Source organism: Shewanella sp. 10N.286.51.B2, from assembly GCF_041469265.1.
GTDB lineage: Bacteria > Pseudomonadota > Gammaproteobacteria > Enterobacterales > Shewanellaceae > Shewanella.
In genome coordinates, this window is the sequence record NZ_JBFRKH010000046.1 from 43,704 (window position 1) to 67,882 (window position 24,179).

A 24,179-nucleotide genomic window follows, 5' to 3' on the forward strand; every position below is an offset into this window, starting at 1 on the left:
GGTGTTTAAAATAACTCTGCTGGCATAGCCATTATTGCATCATCACCTTGACTGACTTGAGCAATATGAAAATCTGCTTTTGGCAAAATTTTATCCATATAGAATTTAGCCACATAACGCTTTTGCTCACTAAAGCTGCTGTCATCATGACCAACTGCACGCTCTGCCATGAGCAATGAGTAATAGCCATATAGGATATAACCAAAGGCATCTAAGAAATCTACCGCACTGGCGTTGATTAATGCTGCTTGAGTAAGCTTGTTGTCATTGATGTAGTTTGCTAATGTCAGCAAATTATCAAAGCGTGAACTGATAGCTTTTCTGTCAGCTTCAGAAACATGCTCAAAGCCCGCTAAATCAGCATTGATATCTTCCACAAACGCATTCAAAGTAGCAAGGTTATCACCAGTGACTTTACGGCCTAAGAAATCAATTGCTTGGATACCGTTCGTACCTTCATAAATTTGTGCAATACGGGTATCACGCACAAACTGCTCAATACCAGTTTCACGAATATAACCATGCCCACCAAATACTTGTTGCGCCATGATAGTGGCGTCTAATCCGCGGTCAGTTAGAAACGCTTTTGAAACCGGTGTCAGTAAGCCCACATACTTGGCTGCTTTTGCCTGAACATCACCTTCAGCATGCTTTGCTAAATCCAATTGTTTACCGGTAAATACTGATAACGCACGGCCAGCATCGGTAACCGACTTGATGGTTAATAACATGCGGCGCACATCGCCATGAACAATAATGGGGTCAGCCGCACTGCCTGTTGGCGAACCACCTGCTGCAATACCTTGCACACGTTCTTTAGCATAATCAGCAGCCATCTGATAAGCACCTTGAGCACTACCAAGGCCTTGGATACCAATAGCTAAACGTTCGTAGTTCATCATGGTAAACATGCAAACCAGGCCGCGATCAGGACGTCCAACGAGGAAGCCTTTGGCACCATCATAGTTCATTACACACGTCGCTGATGCTTTTAAGCCCATTTTGTGTTCAATAGAGCCGACCGTCACACCATTAGCCCCACCTAAGCTACCATCATCGTTAACCGTGATTTTTGGTACTAGAAATAATGAAATACCTTTAGAGTTAGGAAGTTTCGCTAACACTAAGTGGATAACGTTTTCAGTAAGATCATGGTCACCACCTGTGATGAAAATTTTGCTACCAGTAATCGAGTAACTACCATCATCTTGTGGTTCGGCTTTGGTGCGAATATTGCGTAAATCAGAACCTGCTTGCGGCTCTGTCATGTCCATGGCACCAGACCACTGACCTGAATACAAGTTAGGTAAATATTTAGCTTTTAATTCATCTGTCGCGTGTGCATTAATACACAGCGCAGCACCAGCAGTTAATGAGCTATACAGGGTAAATGAGTTACATGCGCTGTAATTCATTTCATCAACCAAAACACCTAACATTTTTGGCATTCCCATGCCACCAAAATCAGGTTCGCCACATAAACCTACCCAACCGCCTTCTGAAAACTGCTGGTAAACTTCTTTAAAGCCATCTGGTGTGATGACCTTATCATCTTGGTGCCTAACCCCTTGCTCATCACCACTTCTATTTATAGGATGAATCAAATCACGACTAATCTTGCTTGCTTCATCTAAAATAGCAACAGCAGTGTCCATATCAACCATCTCAGCGATATTTGGCATCGACTGCCAAGTATTCGTCGCATCGAATACGTTTTCTAACAAAAACTGCATGTCCTTTAAAGGGGCTTGGTAAGGGTTCATAGAATGCTCTTAAACAGATAATTAAAACAGTTGTTTCAATTTATACAAAAACCGCACTAAATACAAGATGAATCTAGTATTGTTATTGATTAATTTCTAGTGATAGAACAAACATAAAAGCATATTAAATACTGATAAATAAGTAACTTAGTATAAAGAACGCCTACAAAGAGTACAATTTATAGGCAAAGATTTGGATCTTACAAATAAGCGATTTAATTATTAAGCTTGCGCTCAAAGGCTGCGCCTAATAAAGCAAAATAATCGATCATCGCTGAGAATATTTGCGATCTGTGCTGCGCTGCTGGATACATCAATTGTGTCGCCAAATCCTTTTTTAATGTACCAGAGACTAAGTAATTGTTTTGTATATCACTACAAGCTTCAATCGCCGATTCAAATGCCCGTGCCATCAGTTCTGTGGGCTTAGAAAAATAATAATAGCCTTGCTGCTTATCAAGTTTGATTGCATTAGTGACATACTCACTGGGCTGTTCGCCATCATCAGACAACAACACCACTTTAAACAAAGCAGATAAATTGTCATTAAGCTTATGAGACTTTAATAGTGAATCATTTAGCCACAAGTCACTGGCGCATTGATATTTTTTAAATGAAAACCGGGGTGATACATCAAAAGCCTTATCGACAATATAATGATCAAATGCATGCCAAAACTCATGGGCTAAAGCCCCCGCGCCCGCATTTTTAGCAAGAGCTAACTCGCGAGTTAGCGGAGAATAATGGGCCTGCACACCTTTTTGACCACCACGACCGAATAACAAATTTAGCGTTTTACGAAGGCCAATAAGCTCTGTGGGTACTTGCAGTATTTGCGATAAATCTGCCATTGAATCAAATACTAAATTAGCGGCAAGATCAGATTCTTCTTTGGTTACCCATTTACCCACACTGATATGATTGAGGCCAAAACACTGTTTGATATCAATAAAATTAGCTTGTTCACCAGAGCGGTAATCGGCTCCATTTCGAAAATAGCGGGCTGTTTTTAACAAACATCACCTCAAAATTTATTCTACAGCTATGTAAATATCTGCAATAAAAAATGCCTCTTCATGAGGCATTTATTTCTGTTTTATCCCAGGCATTAGCTTGGGTTAAAAAACCTTACCACATTAAATCATCAGGAATAGCGTAATCAGCATAAGGATCGTTTTCTTCACTGGCCTGTTCAACTTGATTATCAGCAGATTCTTGCCATAAATACCCACACCACTCAGGTACCAACAAGTTAACTCGTTCAGCAAGTTTATGGGGCACAATATAACTTTTGTCTTCAAAACGCACGATACCAACAACACCCGTTTGTAATTGGCCTTGTAGTTTTTCATCCACATAAACAGATAAAATTTTATTCTCAACTGTAAAGTTAAATTTTATCTCGCCGCCTGCAGGTGCTTTAATCGCAAACTTAGTAAATTCAGTGATTAAACCACGTACCTGACCTTTTTCTGACGCTTCAGCAAAGCGCTGCTCGTTTAAGGCTTTGTCCTTCGCTGCTTGTTCAAGTTTTTGCTGGGCAATTTGTTGCTTTAACGCTGCACTGCCATCATCAATTTTCGCTTTCTTTTGTTTACGCTTTTGTGTTTTCACATCGCGCGCTTTTTGCTTACTGGCAAGTCCTGCTTTTAGCAGCTGCTCTTGTAATGCGTTTGCCATTTAAATCACCTATAAAAATTGTTCATATTACTGTGGTAAATGTTTTGCTAATGCATCCATTGCAGCGCCTGCGCCACCTAAAGACCAACCGCCATCGACGGGCAAAATGGTGCCTGTGATGTAGCTGGCCATGTCAGAAGCTAAAAATAACGCTGCATTGGCAATATCTTGTTTTTGACCATTGCGCTTTAATGGCACACTGTCTGCTATCATTGATTTTAAAGCTTTACTGGGCGCTAAGCGATCAAAACCTTCTGTCTCTTCGATTGGGCCAGGTACAATCGAGTTTACCCGTATCCCTTCAACGCCCCACTCCATTGCTAAAGTGCGAGTTAACATATCAACGCCGGCTTTAGCAGCGCATACGTGCACTTGCAAAGCCATTGGCACGTAAGCCTGAGGTGCAGAGATTTGTATCACGCTCGCATTGCCTTTAGTCAACAAAGGGTAAGCTTGCTTAATGACTTGAAAGCTACCTAATAAATCAATATCCATCACTGATTTAAAACCATTAACGGAGAGATCTTTTGCCCTTGAAGGGAAATTACCCGCAGCGCCGCTGATGAGTATATCAATAGTGTTATATTGATCAGCGATGCTATTGAAACCAGATGCAACTGCGTCTGAATCTCTGACATCAAAACTGACCCCAATATGCTTACCTTTGGGATTGGTTTGCTGCAGTAAAGCTAGCGCAGTATTGACTTTATCCATGTTACGACTGGCAACAGCCACATTGGCCCCCACTTTAGCAAAAGCACACGCTATACCTAAATTGATACCATTGGTGCCACCTACAACAACGACATTCTTTCCTTGATAATTAAACATTTTATGCTCCTGCATGTGTGTTATTAATCAGTTTAAAAGTTGCGCTGCTATAGGCTAGTGCTGGCGAAAATGTTCGCTATTAACTGCTATTTAAGCGAGTTAACGATTGCCTGTAACGACGCTAATGGATCTGTCGCTTTAGTAATGGGTCTACCGATTACTAAATAATCTGAACCAGCCGCAATTGCTTTTGGTGGCGTCATAACACGGTGCTGATCACCAACATCAGCGCCAACGGGGCGAATGCCGGGAGTGACTAAATTAAAGTCTCCGCCAAATGTTTGTTTTAGCATAGTTGCTTCTTGAGCTGAGCACACTACACCATCTAGGCCTGCTTGCTGTGTTAGCGCTGCTAGGCGTTTAACATGTTCTGAAGCTGGCACATTGATCCCTAATAGCGCGAGGTCTTCATCACTCATAGAAGTCAGCACTGTCACGGCGATTAATAATGGCGCATCTTTACCATAATTCCCTAATGCCGTTTTAGCAGCTTGCATCATGGCTAAACCGCCGCTTGCATGGACATTGGTCATCCAAACACCGAGATCGGCAGCTGCTGATACCGCTTTAGCCACAGTGTTAGGGATATCATGGAATTTTAAATCCAGAAATAAATCAAAATCACGGTCATGGATATCTTTAACCAGTTGTGGGCCGAATAAAGTAAACATCTCTTTGCCTACTTTTAAACGACACATAGTAGGATCAAGTTTATCGATTAAAGCAAGCGCCTCATTTTTATTGTCATAATCTAAGGCCACTACAATCGGTTTATCTGCCATGTTCACTCCAGTAATATAAAAAATCAGTTATTCGCCATCTAGCCCTTTTACGCGTTTTATACTTCCCCACTCTTTACATGATGGACAATGCCAGTAAAGGCTGTGTGCAGGGAAACCGCATGAGCTACAACGATAACTAGGACGAAATTTAATTTGTTGTTCTACTAACTTTTCAAGCATTGAAAGACTTTGTTTCGCTTGGCCATCTTCAGCTTGCTTGATATGCAATTGCATTAAATGTTGGAAACCTTTCATTGTTGGATGTCGATACAAATGATCGAGCACCATTTTTTCGGCATTTTCACTAAAGCCTTGCTGAATTTTATGCTGAGCTAACGCAATAATTACTGACGCGCTAGCGCCTTCTTGTAAAGCTTGCTGAAGCAAGGTTTGGTAACCTTCAAGATCGTTACTGTCGCGGTAGACTTGCTTAGCAATACCAATGGCATCAGCAAATAACTCTATATCGGCAAGTTTTAACTCGACTAAGCTTTTTTTACATAGGCTTACTTGGTTAGCATCAAGATATATCTTCGCTAGCGTTAACCAGGCACGGCCACATTTATCATCTAATTTAATGGCTTGTTGGAGATATTTGATTTTTTCAGCGTTTCCAGATTCTTCATCAGCGAGTTGACAATAAAAATGAGCGGTTACATGTTTTAAAACTTGCTGGCGTTTGCGACTTAGGCGTTTAGTAATATTAATGGCGTTTTGCCATTCTTTAGTGACTTGATAAATTGATATTAATGCAGTTTCAGCTTCTTCGCTGTGATCATCTTGACTAACAAGATTAATAAAGATTTCTTCAGCTCTATCGTAAAAGCCGGCGGCTAAATAGTCTTTACCTAACTCCATCATGGCAATATCGCGTTGCTCTGTGGTCAGGCTTGGTCTAGCGATGAGGTTTTGATGTATTCTAATGGAGCGGTCTACTTCACCGCGCTTTCTAAATAATGAACCTAAAGATAAATGGGTATCTATGGTTTCATCGTCAACATCTAGCATGGTAATGAACAAATCAACCGCTTTATCTGATTCATTAGACAACAAAAAATTAAGCCCTGTAAAATAATCACGGCTTAGTTTTTTACTTTGTTGTTTTTGATTCTGTCTTATACTTCTTCGACCCATATACCAGCCATAGCCGGCCGCGATAGGTAATAACAGAAAGAGGATTTCAAGCATATTACGCTACAGTATCCTGTGACATTGGTTGAGATTGTTGTTCTAACAGTTGCTCTGTTAATTGGGCAATTTGCTTTTTGTTTTTTCTTAATATGATTTTGAATTTTAAAATATAATAAGCAGCAAATAACCAGCTTATGACAAAACCACTGAAAAAAACAACAGCGAGTACGACGGGTAAACGATACTGACCTTCTGCAATAAAATAACTTACAGTGACAATTTGTTCATTCTTAGCACCAAAAAGTAAAGCTAGGACAAAGAATAAACCAACAATAACAATGGCAATAAATGATTTCACGTGAGTCTCCATTCAACGTCGCAATATAATTGATTATCCAAGATATTTGCTAAAGTAACCAGCTTTGCAGTGCAATAGATACAAAAAAGCCTCCAAAAGGAGGCTTTTTAATCAAGCGTTAATTAAACATTAACCGCATCGACACGTTCACGCAGTTCTTTGCCTGGCTTAAAGTGCGGTACATATTTGCCTTCCAAGTCAACTGAGGTTCCAGTTTTTGGATTACGACCAACACGTGGTGCACGATAATGAAGAGAAAAACTACCAAAGCCACGGATTTCAATACGATCCCCGCCTTCTAATGTTGTTGCCATTTGCTCCAACATTTCTTTAATAGCACTTTCCACTTCTTTAGCCGACAACTGCGACTGCCCAGTGGCAAGCTTTTCGATCAGTTCGGATTTAGTCATCCTTTACCCTCTATAATCAAGCCAAAACAGTCGCCTAATGGGGAGCGAACTCCCCAAACAACAGGCGATATATTACTTACGAGCTGCCTTGAACGCTTCAGCCATTGCATTACTAATAACAGCATCTTCTTGCTTGTTAATAGTTGCCATAGCTTCTTTCTCATCTGCTTCATCTTTCGCTTTGATAGATAAGCTGATAGAACGATTCTTGCGATCTACGCCCATGAACTTAGATTCAACTTTGTCACCTACAGCGAATACTGTAGATGCGTCTTCGATACGCTCGCGAGAGATATCTGCAACGCGAAGGTAACCTTCAACAGTTTCAGCTAGTTCAATTGTAACGCCTTTAGCGTCAACAGCAGTAACTACACCATTTACAATAGTACCTTTCTTCTTATCTGCCAAGTAGGCATTGAAAGGATCGTCTTCAGTTTGCTTAACGCCTAAGCTGATACGCTCGCGCTCAGGGTCAACTGAAAGTACTACTGCATGGATTTCGTCGCCTTTCTTGTACTCAGAAACAGCGTCTTCGCCAGTTCCGTTCCAAGAAATGTCAGAAAGGTGAACAAGACCATCGATGCCACCGTCAAGACCAATGAAGATACCGAAGTCAGTGATAGACTTGATCTTACCAGAAACTTTATCGCCCTTGTTGAAACGAGTAGCGAAATCATCCCATGGATTAGTCTTACATTGCTTAAGACCTAGAGAAATACGACGACGTTCTTCATCGATGTCTAATACTAGAACTTCAACTTCATCACCTAAGTTAACAACTTTAGATGGGTGAATGTTCTTATTAGTCCAATCCATTTCAGAAACGTGAACAAGACCTTCAACGCCTTCTTCGATTTCAACGAAACAACCGTAGTCAGTTAGGTTAGTTACGCGACCAGTTAAGCGTGTGCTTTCTGGGTAGCGCTTGCTGATTTCTAACCATGGATCTTCGCCAAGTTGCTTAAGACCTAGTGATACGCGTGTACGCTCACGGTCATACTTAAGAACTTTAACGTTGATTTCGTCACCAACATTAACGATTTCAGATGGGTGCTTAACGCGCTTCCAAGCCATATCAGTGATATGTAGAAGACCGTCAACGCCACCTAAGTCTACGAATGCACCGTAGTCAGTAAGGTTCTTAACGATACCTTTAACTGCTTGACCTTCTTGAAGGTTCTCAAGAAGAGCATCACGCTCGGCACTGCTTTCTGATTCGATAACAGCACGACGTGAAACAACAACGTTGTTACGCTTCTGGTCAAGTTTGATAACTTTGAATTCTAATTCTTTGTACTCTAGGTGAGCAGTATCGCGAACTGGGCGAACGTCTACTAGAGAACCTGGTAAGAAGGCACGGATACCGTTTAATTCAACAGTGAAACCACCTTTAACTTTACCATTGATGATACCGATTACAGTTTCAGCATCTTCATACGCTTTTTCTAGAACAATCCAAGCTTCGTGACGCTTAGCTTTTTCACGAGATAATTGAGTTTCACCGAAACCGTCTTCAACAGAGTCAAGTGCAACATCAACTTCATCGCCAACAGCGATTTCTAAAACACCTTGAGCGTTTTTGAATTCGTCAGCAGAGATAGGGCTTTCAGACTTAAGACCAGCGTCAACAAGTACAGTACCGTTTTCGATGCGTACTACTACGCCACGTACGATAGAACCAGGACGGAACTCAAGTTCATTTAGGGATTGTTCAAATAGATCAGCAAAAGATTCAGTCATTTTATGATTACTTTCTTTTATAAACCACCATCCATCCTAGATGTGGAGTCAATTAATTGATTTACATCTTCCGTGATATAAATGTTGTTTGATAAATTCTCAGAATTAAGAAATTACCTTAAGTTTTTATTGATGTGTTCAAGCACAAGCTCAAGCACTTCATTAATACCTATGCCACTAGTATCAATAACTAGCGCGTCATCTGCAGGCACTAAAGGTGAGACAGAGCGATTAATATCGCGCTCATCACGCTCAATGATTTCAGATAAAAGGCGATCGATATTAACATCGAAGCCTTTGTCCTGCAACTGTTTATAGCGTCGCTGCGCCCTTTCCTCTGCGGATGCAGTTAGGAATATTTTTGCGGGTGCGTTAGGAAAAACCACTGTTCCCATGTCACGCCCATCGGCGACTAAACCCGGTTCAGTACAAAAAGCGCGTTGTCGTCTCAGTAATGCTTCTCTTACGCGAGGTAAAGCAGCGATTTTAGATGCTGCATTACCACATTCTTGAGTACGAATACTGGTTGAAACGTCTTCACCTTCTAAAATGACTTTTACAAGGTCACTGCCCGCTAAGAACTGCACGTCTAAATGAGAAGCAAGTAAGGTGATCGCCTCTTCATTTTCTAATTCAACATCGTGATGAATGGCTGCAAGGGCTAAAACACGATAGATAGCGCCGCTATCTAGTAAGTGCCATTCAAGTCGCTCAGCGACGAGTTGGCATATGGTCCCTTTTCCTGCACCGCTTGGTCCGTCGATTGTGACTACTGGAGCACGTTCAGACATAAATTCCTCCGAAAAAAACAATCTTCCATGAATATAAAAAGGTTCATCAAAATGAGCGGGCGGCATTGTACAACAATTTACAGCAAAATACTGGAGAAAATTTACGATATTCAATCAAGATCAAATGACGGCAGTATATTGACTGCCGTCATATTTAAGACTTAAACCAAGCGCTTTACTCACCGATACGTGCAAATTCAGTAAAATAGGCTGGGAAGGTTTTAGAGGTGCAATCTGGATCATTAATGGTAATACCGCAATCAGCAAAAGCCAGCATTGAAAAACACATCGCCATTCGGTGATCGTTGTAAGTGTCAATTGCTGCTGTATTTAAAACAGCTGGTGGCGTAACGGTAATATAGTCATGACCCTCGTCAACGGTTGCACCGACTTTACGTAATTCAGTGGCCATTGCTGCAAGACGATCGGTTTCTTTAATGCGCCAGTTGTAAATGTTTGTGATACGTGTGGTGCCTTCGGCAAATAATGCCGCAGTTGCAATGGTCATTGCCGCATCTGGAATGTGATTCATGTCTAAATCAACCGCGGTTAATTTTGCTTGGCGCGCGATAATAAAATCGTCGCCCCACTCGATGTCTGCGCCCATTTTTTCGAGTACATCAGCAAATTTAACATCGCCTTGAATACTGAGTTTACCGACACCGGTCACTTTGACTTCACCGCCTTGAATTGCGCCAGCAGCAAGAAAGTATGAAGCAGAGGATGCATCGCCTTCAACTAGCACTTTACCTGGGGAAACATATTTCTGACCTGTAGGTATTTCAAAACGGCGGTAGTCATGATTGATCACTTCAACACCAAAACGGGCCATTAGTGCGATAGTGATATCAATATATGGTTTAGACACTAACTCACCTTTAATGGTGATATTAACCGTGTCTTTGGTTAATGGCGCTACCATTAACAAAGCTGTGAGGAACTGACTGGATAAATCCCCCGCTATCTCAACATCACCGCCATTTAAACCATTGGCATTAATCGTCAGCGGTGGAAAACCATCATTTTTAAGATAGCTCACTTCAGCACCGAGTTGACGTAGTGCATCAACAAGATCGCCAATAGGACGCTCTTCCATACGTGGTTCGCCCGTTAAGGTGAACTCGCCACTGCCCAGTGTCAATGCCGCGCATAAAGGCCGCATTGCTGTCCCCGCATTACCTAAAAATAAGCTTTGCGCTTGTTCCGCCGTAATAGGCTTACCTAAGCCTTGTAGCTCACATACGGTGTTATTTTCAGATAATTGGTAATCAACGCCTAATTGCTTTAATGATGCCAACATATAGCGAATATCATCTGAATCAAGCAGATTTGTTAGCGTGGTTCTGCCTTCGGCTAAGGTTGCTAATAACAGCGCTCTATTCGAAATACTCTTAGAGCCAGGAATATTGACAACGCCATTTACTTTTTGGATCGGATCAAGACGCAATTGTTTCATTACAAGTTCTTCTTAAATGTCTTCTCCCTGCTACGGAAGAATAAATGTGTATGGGCTAAAGAGAAAATGACGTCTTTGTCAATTTATCTATACGAATTAGATGGTATAAACTTAATAAATTATTCTTGAATACAAATTTACTGATTGCAGCCAATGATTCAAGGGATAACTGAAATTAAATGACAGTTTTACGCTGAACTTGAATTATTTGCGTAAAAAAAGCGCAACTCGGCCATTTATATGACCCAAACAGCCAACTTCATTAAGCAAATAAATGACTTTTTTGGTAAAAGTGTAAACTTTAAACTAAGTAAAATCTTTATTTTAGGTAGTTTCTAGAAATAGCCATTTCAATCAGTATTTAAACCACGTTATGCTAAACAAAACCCTACTTTTATTTTTAATACTATAAGGTCAATGGCCATGTTTAACGCGTTAACTGCAATGCCTGCAGATCCCATTCTTGGTTTACTTACTCAGTACCGCCAAGACACTCACCCACAGAAGATTGACCTCGGGGTTGGTGTTTACAAAGACCCAATCGGCAATACGCCTATTCTTGATTGTGTAAAGACAGCAGAGCGACTGCGCACTGAGTCTGAAACGACTAAGGTTTATATTGGCCCTACTGGTTCTCCTCAGTTTAATACTTTGATGACAGAACTAGCATTTGGCGAAGCTCACAGTGCATTAATTGCTGACCGTATCCGAACGGTATCAACGCCTGGTGGCACCGGTGCCCTGCGCGTTGCTGCTGAATTTATTAAAAGCTGTAATCCTAATGCCGTGTTATGGGTGAGCGATCCAACCTGGGCTAACCATACTGGCTTATTTGAAGCCGCTGGCATCACTGTAAAAACTTACCCATATTATGATTACGATGCGAAAACTCTAAAATTTGATGAAATGAAAGCGGCATTAAATAAGATCGGTAGTAACGATGTGGTACTACTACATGCATGTTGTCATAACCCAAGCGGCATGGATTTAACCAATGCCCAGTGGGATGAAGTCATTAGCATTACCGCTAAGCAAGGTTTTACCCCATTAATTGATATGGCATATCAAGGGTTTGGTGATGGCGTTGATGAAGATGCTTACGGCGTTCGTCAAATGGCCGCTCAAGTTGAAGAAATGATCTTATGTAGTTCATGTTCTAAAAACTTTGGTTTATACCGTGAACGAATTGGTGCTTGTAGCATTATGGCTAAAGATAGTACTAAGGCGAATATTGCTTTTTCTGTACTCTTGTATGTAGTGCGTTGTATTTACTCAATGCCGCCAGCTCATGGCGCTGCCCTTGTTGAAACCATTTTAGGTGACGCACAATTAAAGCAGCAATGGTTAGATGAGTTAACCGTTATGCGCAACCGCATTAATGGCAATCGACAAATGTTGGTCAACAAATTAATAGAACAAGGGGTTAAACAAGATTTCAGCTTTATTGCTAACCAAAAAGGCATGTTCTCTTTCTTAGGGATTAATGCTGAGCAAGTTGAAACCCTTAAAAAAGAACATAGCATTTATATGGTCGGCTCAAGCCGTATGAGTATTGCGGGTATAAGCGAAACAAATGTTGGTTACCTTGCAAAATCAATCGCAATAATTCTTTAACTATCTGGTTGTAAGCCAATAATTGCGTTTAAAAAAGCGAATAATGACTGCTCATTATTCGCTTTTTATTCTGTAGAACTAAAGCTCAACAATGTAACTTGGTATCGCTTTAGCTATGCTGCTTAGCAAAAGCTTGCATAAAGTCAACCAGCGCCTGCACACCCGCTAACGGCATAGCATTGTAAATACTGGCACGCATGCCGCCTACTACTCTATGACCTTTTAAGGCGACCAAGCCTGCTTGCTCAGCTTGGGCTAAAAACTCACTATCTAAGCTACTATCGCTTAATTGGAATGTCACATTCATCCGTGAACGGTTTTGCTTACAAACACCGTTGGTATAAAACGGGTTGTTATCAATACAGTCATACATCTTTTGCGCTTTTTGCTGATTTAATGCTTCCATTGCAGCTACGCCGCCTACTGATGTTAACCAGTCAAACACTTCGGCAGCTAAGTACCAGGCGAACGTGGGTGGCGTATTGAACATCGAGTCATTGGCTTGTGCGATACGGTAATCCATAATCGATGACTGCGGCAAACTGGGTAGCTGCAACATATCATCTCTGACAATCACGATAGACAAGCCTGAAGGGCCGATATTTTTTTGAGCGCCAGCGTAAATCAAACCATACTTACTGACATCGATTTTTCGCGACATAATGGTTGAAGACAAATCAACCACGACTGGCCAAGGACACTCAATTTCATCAAAAATTTCGATGCCATCAACGGTTTCATTGGCGCAAAAGTGCAAATAACGATAATCGTCACTATGCGCGCTAAAGTCAGGCAGCACCACCTGATTTAAACCATCGATATTTTCAATGATATTGACTTGATCAATGTTGTTTTCACCAACCAGTTTTATCGCTTCTTTTACCGCAGCCGTTGACCATTGGCCATTAACTAAATACAAGGCTTTACCGTTGTCACCTAAGAAATTATTAACAACATTGGTAAATTGACCTCGTCCGCCGCCATGCATAAACAAAACGTGATAGTTTTTTGGAATATCCATCAAGGTACGTAAGGTTTTCTCGGCATGTTGGGTTAACGCCATAAACTCTTTACTACGATGACTAATTTCCATTACGGACACACCCAAGCCATTCCAGTTAATTAATTCTTGCTGCGCTTTTTGCATCACAGCTTGAGGTAACATGGCAGGTCCAGCACAGAAATTATAAATAGCGCTCACAGCATTGTCCTTATATCGTTTTTAGTTAACACATTCATAATGTATCGAATTCTCAGCAGTATATCGCAACTGTTTGGCAGCTAAAATGAAAATTAATCATCAATGCTGATTCTGTCGAGCTTTATTGCTAGTTAATGACAATAAACGACAACGCTATTTTAAAAACTAAGTGCTATTTATCACTAGTAAAGTGAGAAAAATTACACAACAATAGTCATACTAAAGCATTAGGTTATAGTCTCTTTGGAGATTGGCCTTGTGTCAGTGTTAACTAGAATAATAAATACCGTAACGCGGTCATGGATATTTACATGTTTTCAAAATCGGCTTTTATCGTAGGCACGCTTTCTTTAGCAATAAGCACTGTCCTTGTCAGTAAGCCAACACATGCTTCAATTTATAACGGCGTATCTGATAAATTTAAGCAAAAATTTCATCAGCAACTTAAAAAGAACAAAGTCCCGGGCGGTGCATTTGTTATTGTCGAAGGCGACAAGATTCTAAAGCTCAGTTATTACGGTAAACGCAGCAAAGGTAGCGCTTTAAATGTAAATGCCAATACGGTGTTTCGACTTGCATCTGTATCTAAAACCTTTGCAGGTACTCTGGCCAGTATGTTAGTCCAGGAAAATAAACTTGACTGGCAACAACCGATAAATGCTTATCTTCCAAGCTTTGTATTAGCTGATCCTAAAGCCAGTCAGAAAATTAACCTAGGCCATATTATCGGTCAAAGCACAGGCTTAATGCCAAATAGCTACGATAACTTAGTCAATGCCAATGTAAGCAAGGATAAAATTCTAAATAAGTTTTCAGAAATAACCCCAATGTGCAGGCCTGGCGTTTGCTATAGCTACCAGAATGTAGCCTTTTCATTTATCGAATCTGCCATTGAGCAAAAAAGTGGCCTAAGCTACGAGAACTACATTGAAAAACGCATCTTTAAGCCACTAGAGATGAATAACGCCTCAACAGGCTATACAGCATTTATGGCGGAAAAAAATCGCGCAGAGCCACACATTAAGACTAAATCAGGCTTTAAAAAAGTATCAGTAAAACCAAACTACTATGAACTGGCTCCAGCGGCAGGCGTCAATGCGAGCATTACTGATATGTCCAAGTGGTTAATCGCCAACTTAGGCGAGAAACCTGCTGTACTTTCAAGCGCTGTGATTAATGATGTGACGACGCCAGGCGTTAAAACAACCAAGGAGCTTCGCCGCCGAGATTGGCGTACCTACCTTGATAATGCTTATTACGGCAAAGGATGGCGGGTATATGAGTTTGAAGGCCGGCCATTAATTTATCACGCTGGTTGGGTAGCGGGTTATGTTGCTGAAATTTCCTATTCTCCCGAGCTGAATATCGGCATGGTAATGCTATTGAATGGTGAGTCGAGAGTTATTGCTAAATTGAGTTCTGCTTTTTGGCATGATGTATTTAAACAGCAAAACTAATTCAGACGTCATTATCATCTATAAATGACAAGCAATAAAAAAGGATGCCAATTGGCATCCTTTTTTGTCACTAGAATAACTTATTCGTCATCTTGTGCAGGTGTATCTGTTGCAGGGTTTTCAGCATCAGAAGTAGTTGCAACTACTTCGCCTTCTACTGTTTGACCTTCTGCTTCAGCATCAAGTTCAGATTCATCCATTTGAATTTCTTCGATACGCTGCAAGCCAACGACTTTCTCATCTTCTGCAGTGCGGATAATCGTTACGCCTTGGGTGTTACGACCAATCAACGACACGCCAGCAGATGGTGTACGAACCAAGGTGCCTTTATCACTAATTAGCATAATTTCGTCAGTTTCAGTAACTTGAACTGCGCCTACTACAGCACCATTACGTTCACTTACTTTGATTGAAACCACACCTTTAGTGCCACGGCTCTTAGCTGGATATTCAGCTAAATCAGTACGTTTACCATAACCGTTTTCAGTGACAGTTAGAATATCACCTTCTACTTTCGGAATGATCATCGAAACAACTTTCTGACCATCTTCAAGTTTGATACCACGAACACCTGTTGCTGTACGGCCCATTGGACGAATCGCAATCATGTCTTCACCAGTTTCAGGATCTTTCTTCACTTCACCGGTTTCTGAATCACGTACTTTTTCGTTAAAGCGAACCACTTTACCTTCGTTTGAGAACAACATGATGTCGTTGCTACCGTCAGTAATATCAACACCAATTAGTTGATCGTCGTCTTTAAGGTTAACGGCAATAATACCGTTCGCACGTGGGTTACTGTAAGCCGTTAATGCGGTTTTCTTCACGGTGCCGTGAGCGGTAGCCATAACAATATATTTGTCATCTGCATATTCACGAACAGGTAGAATTGCAGTAATACGCTCACCATCTGACAATGGTAATAAGTTAATGATTGGGCGACCACGAGCGGTACGGCTTGCCAGTGGTAGTTGATAAACTTTCAACCAATACATTTTACCAAAATCAGAGAAACATAAAATCGTATCATGGGTATTGGCAACTAATAGTTTTTCGACGAAATCTTCATCTTTTACTTTAGTAGCAGCTTTACCTTTACCACCGCGGCGCTGAGCTTGATAGTCAGTTAACGGTTGGTACTTGGCGTAACCCATATGAGAAAGTGTTACGACTACATCTTCTTCATTGATTAAGTCTTCTAGACTCATATCAACTTCGTTTTGGTTAATAACAGTACGACGTGGGTCGCCGTATTGCTCAAGCATTTCTTCTAATTCTTCTTTGATCACTTCCATCAAGCGCTCAGGACTACGTAGAATGAATAATAAGCTTGCAATGAACTCAAGTAACTCTTCGTATTCTGAAAGAATCTTCTCGTGCTCTAAACCTGTTAGGCGATGTAAACGTAGCTCAAGAATAGCTTGTGCTTGTTGCTCAGTCAGGAAGTACTTGCCTTCACGGATACCATACTCTGGCTCTAACCATTCAGGTCGAGCAGCATCATCACCGGCTTTTTCAAGCATGCCTTGAACGTTACCAAGATCCCAACCTTGTGCCACTAATTTTACTTTCGCTTCCGCAGGGGTTGGCGATTCTTTAATTAGTGCAATAATTGGATCGATGTTAGCTAATGCAATAGCCAATGCTTCAAGAATATGAGCACGTTCACGGGCTTTACGTAATTCAAATACAGTACGGCGCGTCACCACTTCACGACGGTGAAGAATGAAGCACTCTAGCATTTCTTTCAGGTTAAACAGTTTAGGCTGACCATTGGTCAATGCCACCATGTTAATACCAAAAGAACATTGCATTTGAGTTTGCGCATATAAGTTGTTTAAAACAACTTCACCGACTTCGCCACGTTTGATCTCGATAACGATGCGCATACCGTCTTTATCAGATTCATCACGTAGACCAGTAATACCTTCAATCTTTTTATCTTTAACAAGCTCAGCAATCTTTTCGATCAAGCGGGCTTTGTTAACCTGATATGGGATTTCAGTAACAATAATACGCTCACGGCCATTATTGTCTTCAATTTCAGCTTTTGAGCGCATAATCGCACGGCCACGACCGGTCTTATACGCGTCAATGATCCCTTTACGACCATTAATGCTGGCTGCTGTCGGGAAATCAGGACCTGGGATGTAATCCATTAATTGCTCAATAGATAACTCAGGTTCTTCAATTAATGCTAAACAGCCTTTAATCACTTCTGAAATGTTATGTGGCGGGATATTTGTTGCCATACCAACCGCAATACCAGACGAACCATTAATTAATAATGTTGGTACACGAGTAGGTAAAACCGCTGGGATAAATTCAGTACCATCATAGTTAGGTACAAAATCTACGGTTTCTTTTTCTAAGTCAGCTAATAAAGAATGTGCCAACTTACGCATACGAATTTCGGTATAACGCATCGCCGCTGCTGAATCGCCATCAACAGAACCAAAGTTACCTTGGCCGTCAACGAGCGTGTAACGCATTGAGAATGGTTGTGCCATACGAACAATCGTATCGTACACGGCCGTGTCACCATGTGGGTGATATTTACCAATTACGTCACCAACAACACGAGCTGATTTTTTATAAGGCTTATTGAAGTCGTTTTTCAACTCGTTCATGGCAAATAACACACGACGGTGAACAGGTTTTAACCCATCACGAACGTCAGGTAATGCACGACCTACGATTACACTCATTGCATAATCTAAATATGAATTCTTTAGTTCGTCTTCGATGTTAATTGGCGAAATTGATGATGCCAGATCAGTCATAAACTGCTCGTTCCCCTAAAATTAGCGCACAATAATTATTCCATTTTATTGTGTAGCTCAAAAACGTGATTTGGCATTCTAACACAGATATTTAAAGAGGCTAGACCCTAGAACAAGGAAATATTAACGCGAGGATAAAAGCTGTCAAAAAATCTTTAAATTCAACAATCTCTATTACATTATTTGCGTATTTCATTTTGATAAATTGCCCCATAAAAAACTGATGTCGTTTTTATGGGCAGACATTGAGCAATATTCCGTCAACCAAAGTGAAATCTTGCTTCATCTCACTATGTTTATTCAATCCAATGGTTATAATACCTGCAATAAATACTAATAATTAATGGGTTCTCGACATGTCTAACCAAGAACAAACCACGCCGCAAAATGTAGATCATCAAGAAATAGAAAAATTTGCCCAAATGGCCCAGTCTTGGTGGGATCCTAATGGCAGTTTCAAGCCTTTGCATCAACTTAACCCATTACGCCTTAATTATATCGATCAAACCAGTGGTGGTATTTTTGGTAAGCAAGTATTAGATATCGGTTGTGGTGGTGGTATTTTGTCAGAAAGCATGGCTAAAATTGGTGCCAATGTAACAGGTTTAGACATGGGTGAAGCGCAAATTGAAGTGGCTAAACTGCATGCATTAGAAACTGGCATCGATATCCAATATCAAACCATGACAGCAGAAGAACATGCACAGCAACATCAAGGCTATTATGATGTGGTCACATGCATGGAGATGTTAGAGCACGTCCCTGACCCATTATCAGTGATTAAAGCATGCTGCGATATGATTAAACCTAACGGTTATGTGTTCTTTTCAACCATTAACCGTAACCTGATGTCATATATTCAAGCAATTGTTGGCGCTGAATATGTTTTAAAGATGCTGCCAGTTGGCACGCATGACCACAGTAAGTTCATTAAACCGTCTGAGTTAATCAATTTGGTTGACCAAACAGAGCTTCATTGCCGTGATGCTCTTGGGATAAGCTTTAATCCTTTAACGGGTGTATATAAGTACACGAATAAAGTTGACGTTAATTATATGATCGCCACCCAAAAAGCTGATTAGTATCACATCGTCATCTTTAATAGCCAGCCATAAATAGTAGAACAATATTAAAGTAGTAATACTGCAGTGAATCAGTGACATTACTACTTTAATCCTTCACTTAATTCATAATCGGATTAAGTAATCGCTAATAACTTCAGCACGCTTAGGATAACTATGAACAAGATTAAAGGTATACTCTTTGATTTAGACGGTACATTAGCTGATACAGCCCCAGATCTTGTCCATGCATTAAATTTAAGTTTGCAAGAGCGCGGTATCGCTAGTAAAAGTATTGATAACTTACGCTCTGCTGCCTCCCATGGTAGTTTGGCGCTTGTAAAAGCCGGTATACCTGAGCTTTCCCATGAGTTACAAATCGAAGTTCAGCAAGCTTTGTTAGTGCATTACCAACGGGTCAATGGTGAAAAAGCATCATTATTTAGCGGTTTTGATGATTTTCTGTTGTTATTAGAGCAACTTGACATCCCTTATGGTGTTGTTACTAATAAACAAGCCCGTTTTACTCGGCCATTGGTTAAGGCCTTAAACATCGAGCACAAACTCACTGCGATTATCAGTGGTGACTCCACCCAGCACTCCAAACCACATACCGCGCCAATGTTACTTGCTGCCCAGCAAATTAATTGCCTGCCACAGGACATCCTATATATAGGTGATGCTGAAAGGGATTTAATTGCCGCCCGTAATGCTGGGATGAAAGGCGCTATCGCATTATGGGGGTATTTGTCAGAGCAAGATAAACCCAATGAATGGCCGAGTGATTTTCAGTTCAGCAAGGTTGCCGACTTACATCAGGCTTTCCTTAACAAATCTTAAATATAAATAGCAAATAATTTTGTTAACAAAACAATCGATCGCCGAATATTGTAGCGATCGAGCTCACGTTTTTTTTCGGCTAAATATTAATCTTAACCAACAAAATATCGTGTATTTTGACCTAGCAGGTTAGCCTTCACTAACATTGGCCACTATACATAAGATATCCACAACTTATTCACTAAATTGCTGCTTGCAAATCGCCCCAAACCTCACTATCTTGTATGTAAGTTTTAATTAAACACCATATCTTGTGTGTGACATCAGAACAAGACACAAGGCTTTTTCTGCTTTGGGTCTTCAAATAACACTCGTATTTCTTGGATATATTACGTTGTTAGTGCTTATGGATGATCAACTTACAAGGGAACGTATTGTGATTTAATGGCGATCGTAAACGAGACGATTAAAAAAGATCCAAAATTTAAATCACGCAAACTATTTTACAATCAAGGCTTTTTTAATGAACAGCAATATGACAGTCACAAAACGCAGTGGCGAACGCGAAACAATCGATTTAGACAAAATTCATCGCGTTATCGAGTGGGCAGCTAAAGGATTGAAAAACGTTTCAGTCTCAGAAGTTGAATTACGTTCTCATCTACAATTCTTTGACGGTATTCCAACTGAAGCAATCCACGAAACCATTATTAAAGCAGCAGCAGACTTAATCTCACCAGAAGCGCCTGATTATCAATTCCTCGCTGCAAGACTTGCTGTTTTTCATTTACGTAAAAAAGCTTTTGGCCAATTTGAGCCACCGAAGTTAGTTGATCAAGTCACTCGCTTGGTTGAACTTGGCAAATACGATAAGCATATTTTAGAAGATTACACGTCAGAAGAATTAACCATTTTAGATGGTTATATTGACCACTGGCGCGATATGAACTTTTCTTATGCTGCAGTTAAACAGCTTGAAGGCAAATACCTAGTTCAAAACCGCGTCACTAACGAAATTTATGAAAGTGCTCAGTTCCTGTATATTTTAGTGGCAGCTTGTTTATTTGCGCGTTACCCAAAAGACACCCGTTTAGATTACATCAAACGTTTTTATGATGCGGCTTCAACATTTAAGATTTCTTTACCAACCCCAATTATGGCAGGTGTACGTACTCCGACACGTCAATTTAGCTCATGTGTATTAATTGAATGTGACGACAGCCTTGACTCTATCAATGCGACCGCATCTTCAATTGTAAAATACGTTAGTCAACGCGCAGGTATTGGGATCAATGCCGGTCGTATCCGTGCATTAGGTAGCCCTATTCGCGGTGGTGAAGCATTCCATACCGGTTGCTTACCATTTTACAAATACTTTCAAACAGCGGTTAAATCGTGCTCTCAAGGCGGCGTACGTGGTGGTGCAGCTACCCTATTCTACCCGTTATGGCATTTAGAAGTTGAATCGTTACTGGTACTTAAAAATAACCGTGGTGTTGAAGACAACCGTGTTCGCCATCTTGATTACGGTGTACAGCTAAACAAATTGATGTACCAACGTTTAATCAAAGGTCAAAACATCAGCCTATTCAGCCCATCTGATGTGCCAGGTTTATACGACGCTTTCTTCGCTGTTCAAGACGAATTTGAACGTCTATACCTTCAGTATGAAGCTGACTTAAGCATTCGTCGTAAAGAGATTAAAGCAGTTGAATTATTTTCATTGATGATGCAAGAGCGTGCATCAACAGGCCGAATCTACATTCAAAATGTTGATCACTGCAATACTCACAGCCCATTTGATCCGCAAGTTGCGCCAATTAAGCAATCAAACCTTTGTTTAGAAATCGCCTTGCCAACTAAACCGTTGAAGAATATTGATGATCCAAATGGTGAGATTGCCCTTTGTACATTATCAGCATTAAACCTTGGTGCTATCAAAGATTTATCAGAGCTAGAACCATTAGCTGACTTAGCAGTACGTGCATTAGATAACTTGCTTGATTATCAAGATTACCCAATCATTTCAGCGCAACTTGGTTCTATGAATCGTCGTACTCTAGGCATAGGTGTGATTAACTTCGCTAATTACCTTGCTAAGAATGGCATGAAATATTCTGATGGCTCAGGTAATAACTTGACCCATAAAACCTTTGAAGCAATTCAATTTTACTTATTGAAAGCATCAAACAATTTAGCAAAAGAGCAAGGCGCATGTCCTTTGTTCAATGAAACAACGTACGCTCAAGGTATTTTACCCATTGATACCTATAAACGTGACTTGGATAAAATTTGTGACGAGCCATTACACATGGATTGGGAAGGTTTACGTGCCGATATTAAACAGCACGGCCTGCGTAACTCCACTCTTTCGGCATTAATGCCGTCTGAAACATCATCGCAAATTTCTAATGCAACCAATGGCATTGAACCACCACGTGGCCTGATCAGTGTTAAAGCCAGTAAAGATGGTCAATTAAAGCAAGTTGTACCTGACTTTGATGAACTTAAAGATAAGTATGAATTACTTTGGAATATGCCAAATAATGAGGGTTACTTACAGTTAGTCGGTTTGATGCAGAAGTTTGTGGACCAAGCAATCTCATCAAATACCAATTACGACCCGACACGATTTGATAATCAAAAAGTGCCTATGCAAACCTTACTGAAAGATTTGCTCACCGCTTATAAGCTTGGGGTTAAGACCCTTTACTATCACAACACCCGTGATGGTGCATCGGATCAGTTTGATGACATCACTGTCGTTGAAAAAGAAGACGATGGTTGTGCAAGCGGCGCTTGTAAGATTTAATCACTAATTAGCATATCAACGCGGGGAGTTTTCCCCGCTTTTTTGGGATATAAAAATGGCTTACTCTACTTTCTGTCAAACTCCGAACAACCCAATGTATGAACCTATGTTCATGGGACAACCCGTTAACGTTGCACGTTACGATCAACAAAAATATGAAGTGTTCGAAAAGTTAATTGAAAAACAATTATCCTTTTTCTGGCGTCCGGAAGAAGTAGATGTAAGTAAAGATAAAATCGATTATCAAAGTTTACCTGAGCATGAAAAGCATATTTTTATCTCAAACCTCAAATACCAAACCTTACTTGATTCAATTCAAGGCCGCTCACCAAACGTAGCATTATTGCCATTAGTGTCGTTACCTGAGCTTGAAACTTGGATTGAAACTTGGTCTTTCTCTGAAACTATTCACTCTCGTTCATATACCCATATTATTCGTAATATTGTTAATGATCCTTCAGTAGTTTTTGATGACATCGTCGTCAACCAAGAAATCTTAAAACGGGCCGGTGATATCGCTCAATATTATGATGACTTGATTGAATTAACCCAAGTGATGAATCTACACGGACAAGGCACGCACCTCATCAACGGTAAAGAAATTACCGTTAATAGCCGTATTCTTAAAAAATCATTGTATTTATGCATGATGTCAGTCAACGCATTAGAAGCAATTCGTTTTTATGTTAGCTTTGCATGTTCATTTGCTTTTGCTGAACGTAACTTAATGGAAGGCAATGCAAAAATTATTCGTTTGATTGCCCGTGATGAAGCATTACACCTTAATAGTACTCAGCATATTTTAAATATTATGCAAGGTGGAAAAGACGATCCTGAAATGGGTGAAATTGCGGCTGAATGTGAGCAAGAAGCCTATGACATCTTTTATAAAGCTGCAGAACAAGAAAAGCAGTGGGCACAGTACTTATTTAAAGACGGTTCAATGATTGGCTTAAATGAACAGATTTTATGTCAGTACGTTGAATATATTACTAACCAGCGCATGAAAGCGGTTAATTTAAAACAGCCTTATGCTGAGCAAACTAATCCACTTCCTTGGATGAAAAACTGGCTTGAAAGTGATGCGGTACAAGTTGCCCCACAAGAAGTAGAAGTCTCTTCTTACTTAGTAGGACAAATTGATTCAGCTGTTGATAGCGATGAGTTTTTAGATTTTGACCTATAATAGACATTTAAAAAAAGCCCCCATTGTTAGCTTAAATGGGGAACCTGTGTTGCTGTTTAATCAACAGCAACACACGCTTTTAGAAGTATTAGAAATAAAAAAAGTCAACGTCTTCTCTGAATGTCGACGTGGTTTTTGTGGTGCCTGTAAAACCAAAATCATTAGTGGTAAGGTGAGCTATATCACTGAGCCACTTGTTGAGTTAGAAGCTGATGAATGCCTGCCATGTTGCTGCGTACCCGATAGCAATATTGATTTAGATCTCACCACAGATGAACCCAGTAATATTTACGTTCAACAACGCAGACATCTATTAGTGACTGAGTAATATCACTAATTAACG

General features: G+C 40.4%; 20 protein-coding genes. 7 read left to right on the plus strand and 13 right to left on the minus strand.

Annotated features, from left to right (window positions below; translation table 11 throughout):
* Positions 1 to 5: 5 nt before the first annotated feature.
* The 11 genes from AB4140_RS12795 to aroA form a co-directional block, all read right to left on the minus strand.
* Positions 6 to 1,763, minus strand: a complete 1,758-nt coding sequence (locus tag AB4140_RS12795) for an acyl-CoA dehydrogenase C-terminal domain-containing protein (protein WP_372001194.1) — start codon at positions 1,761 to 1,763, stop codon at positions 6 to 8.
* 215 nt (positions 1,764 to 1,978) lie between these two features.
* Entirely contained in the window at positions 1,979 to 2,779 is an 801-nt protein-coding gene (locus AB4140_RS12800; RefSeq protein WP_102439830.1) for a CLCA_X family protein, read from the minus strand.
* Between the two features lie 112 nt (positions 2,780 to 2,891).
* Positions 2,892 to 3,443, minus strand: a complete 552-nt coding sequence (locus AB4140_RS12805; RefSeq protein WP_102439829.1) for a DUF2058 domain-containing protein — start codon at positions 3,441 to 3,443, stop codon at positions 2,892 to 2,894.
* A 27-nt stretch (positions 3,444 to 3,470) separates the two neighbouring features.
* Entirely contained in the window at positions 3,471 to 4,274 is an 804-nt protein-coding gene (locus AB4140_RS12810) for an SDR family oxidoreductase (RefSeq protein WP_372001196.1), read from the minus strand.
* An 86-nt stretch (positions 4,275 to 4,360) separates the two neighbouring features.
* Positions 4,361 to 5,056, minus strand: coding sequence for an orotidine-5'-phosphate decarboxylase (gene pyrF / locus AB4140_RS12815; RefSeq protein ID WP_102439827.1), 696 nt, complete (start codon positions 5,054 to 5,056; stop codon positions 4,361 to 4,363).
* Between the two features lie 27 nt (positions 5,057 to 5,083).
* A complete protein-coding gene (lapB, locus tag AB4140_RS12820) occupies positions 5,084 to 6,244 on the minus strand; it encodes a lipopolysaccharide assembly protein LapB (protein ID WP_102476829.1) in 1,161 nt (386 codons plus the stop codon).
* Position 6,245: 1 nt separating this feature from the next.
* Positions 6,246 to 6,545, minus strand: coding sequence for a LapA family protein (locus tag AB4140_RS12825; protein ID WP_102439825.1), 300 nt, complete (start codon positions 6,543 to 6,545; stop codon positions 6,246 to 6,248).
* 122 nt (positions 6,546 to 6,667) lie between these two features.
* A complete protein-coding gene (ihfB, locus tag AB4140_RS12830; protein ID WP_076536501.1) occupies positions 6,668 to 6,955 on the minus strand; it encodes an integration host factor subunit beta in 288 nt (95 codons plus the stop codon).
* 72 nt (positions 6,956 to 7,027) lie between these two features.
* A complete protein-coding gene (gene rpsA / locus AB4140_RS12835; protein ID WP_277869102.1) occupies positions 7,028 to 8,716 on the minus strand; it encodes a 30S ribosomal protein S1 in 1,689 nt (562 codons plus the stop codon).
* 92 nt (positions 8,717 to 8,808) lie between these two features.
* The gene (gene cmk, locus AB4140_RS12840; RefSeq protein WP_102439823.1) at positions 8,809 to 9,486 is read right to left on the minus strand and encodes a (d)CMP kinase; all 678 of its coding nucleotides are present in this window, start codon (positions 9,484 to 9,486) and stop codon (positions 8,809 to 8,811) included.
* A gap of 175 nt (positions 9,487 to 9,661) precedes the next feature.
* Entirely contained in the window at positions 9,662 to 10,942 is a 1,281-nt protein-coding gene (gene aroA / locus AB4140_RS12845; RefSeq protein ID WP_102439822.1) for a 3-phosphoshikimate 1-carboxyvinyltransferase, read from the minus strand.
* 423 nt (positions 10,943 to 11,365) lie between these two features.
* Between aroA and AB4140_RS12850 the strand changes: the two genes are divergently transcribed.
* Complete coding sequence (locus AB4140_RS12850) at positions 11,366 to 12,556, plus strand: amino acid aminotransferase (RefSeq protein WP_303412704.1); 1,191 nt, start codon at positions 11,366 to 11,368, stop codon at positions 12,554 to 12,556.
* A gap of 109 nt (positions 12,557 to 12,665) precedes the next feature.
* On the opposite strand, the gene serC is transcribed toward AB4140_RS12850, so the two are convergent.
* Positions 12,666 to 13,757 carry a 3-phosphoserine/phosphohydroxythreonine transaminase gene (serC, locus tag AB4140_RS12855; RefSeq protein ID WP_372001199.1) on the minus strand — a complete coding sequence of 364 codons (1,092 nt, stop codon included), beginning with the start codon at positions 13,755 to 13,757 and terminating at the stop codon, positions 12,666 to 12,668.
* Positions 13,758 to 14,068: 311 nt separating this feature from the next.
* Between serC and AB4140_RS12860 the strand changes: the two genes are divergently transcribed.
* Entirely contained in the window at positions 14,069 to 15,214 is a 1,146-nt protein-coding gene (locus AB4140_RS12860; protein WP_102476835.1) for a serine hydrolase, read from the plus strand.
* 80 nt (positions 15,215 to 15,294) lie between these two features.
* Here AB4140_RS12860 and gyrA read toward each other — a convergent pair whose 3' ends face one another.
* On the minus strand, positions 15,295 to 17,997 hold the full coding sequence (gene gyrA / locus AB4140_RS12865) for a DNA gyrase subunit A (protein ID WP_102439818.1): 2,703 nt from the start codon (positions 17,995 to 17,997) through the stop codon (positions 15,295 to 15,297).
* Positions 17,998 to 18,353: 356 nt separating this feature from the next.
* Between gyrA and ubiG the strand changes: the two genes are divergently transcribed.
* The 5 genes from ubiG (at position 18,354) to yfaE (ending at position 24,164) form a co-directional block, all read left to right on the plus strand.
* Entirely contained in the window at positions 18,354 to 19,079 is a 726-nt protein-coding gene (gene ubiG / locus AB4140_RS12870) for a bifunctional 2-polyprenyl-6-hydroxyphenol methylase/3-demethylubiquinol 3-O-methyltransferase UbiG (protein WP_102439817.1), read from the plus strand.
* Positions 19,080 to 19,229: 150 nt separating this feature from the next.
* Positions 19,230 to 19,898 (plus strand): HAD family hydrolase, encoded by a 669-nt coding sequence (locus AB4140_RS12875; protein WP_372001242.1) that lies wholly within the window; start codon positions 19,230 to 19,232, stop codon positions 19,896 to 19,898.
* Positions 19,899 to 20,361: 463 nt separating this feature from the next.
* Entirely contained in the window at positions 20,362 to 22,650 is a 2,289-nt protein-coding gene (gene nrdA, locus AB4140_RS12880) for a class 1a ribonucleoside-diphosphate reductase subunit alpha (RefSeq protein WP_372001201.1), read from the plus strand.
* Between the two features lie 55 nt (positions 22,651 to 22,705).
* Positions 22,706 to 23,836 carry a class Ia ribonucleoside-diphosphate reductase subunit beta gene (gene nrdB, locus AB4140_RS12885; protein WP_102439814.1) on the plus strand — a complete coding sequence of 377 codons (1,131 nt, stop codon included), beginning with the start codon at positions 22,706 to 22,708 and terminating at the stop codon, positions 23,834 to 23,836.
* Entirely contained in the window at positions 23,826 to 24,164 is a 339-nt protein-coding gene (yfaE, locus tag AB4140_RS12890) for a class I ribonucleotide reductase maintenance protein YfaE (protein WP_102476838.1), read from the plus strand. The genes nrdB and yfaE overlap by 11 nt, the downstream gene beginning before the upstream one ends.
* Positions 24,165 to 24,179: the final 15 nt, after the last annotated feature.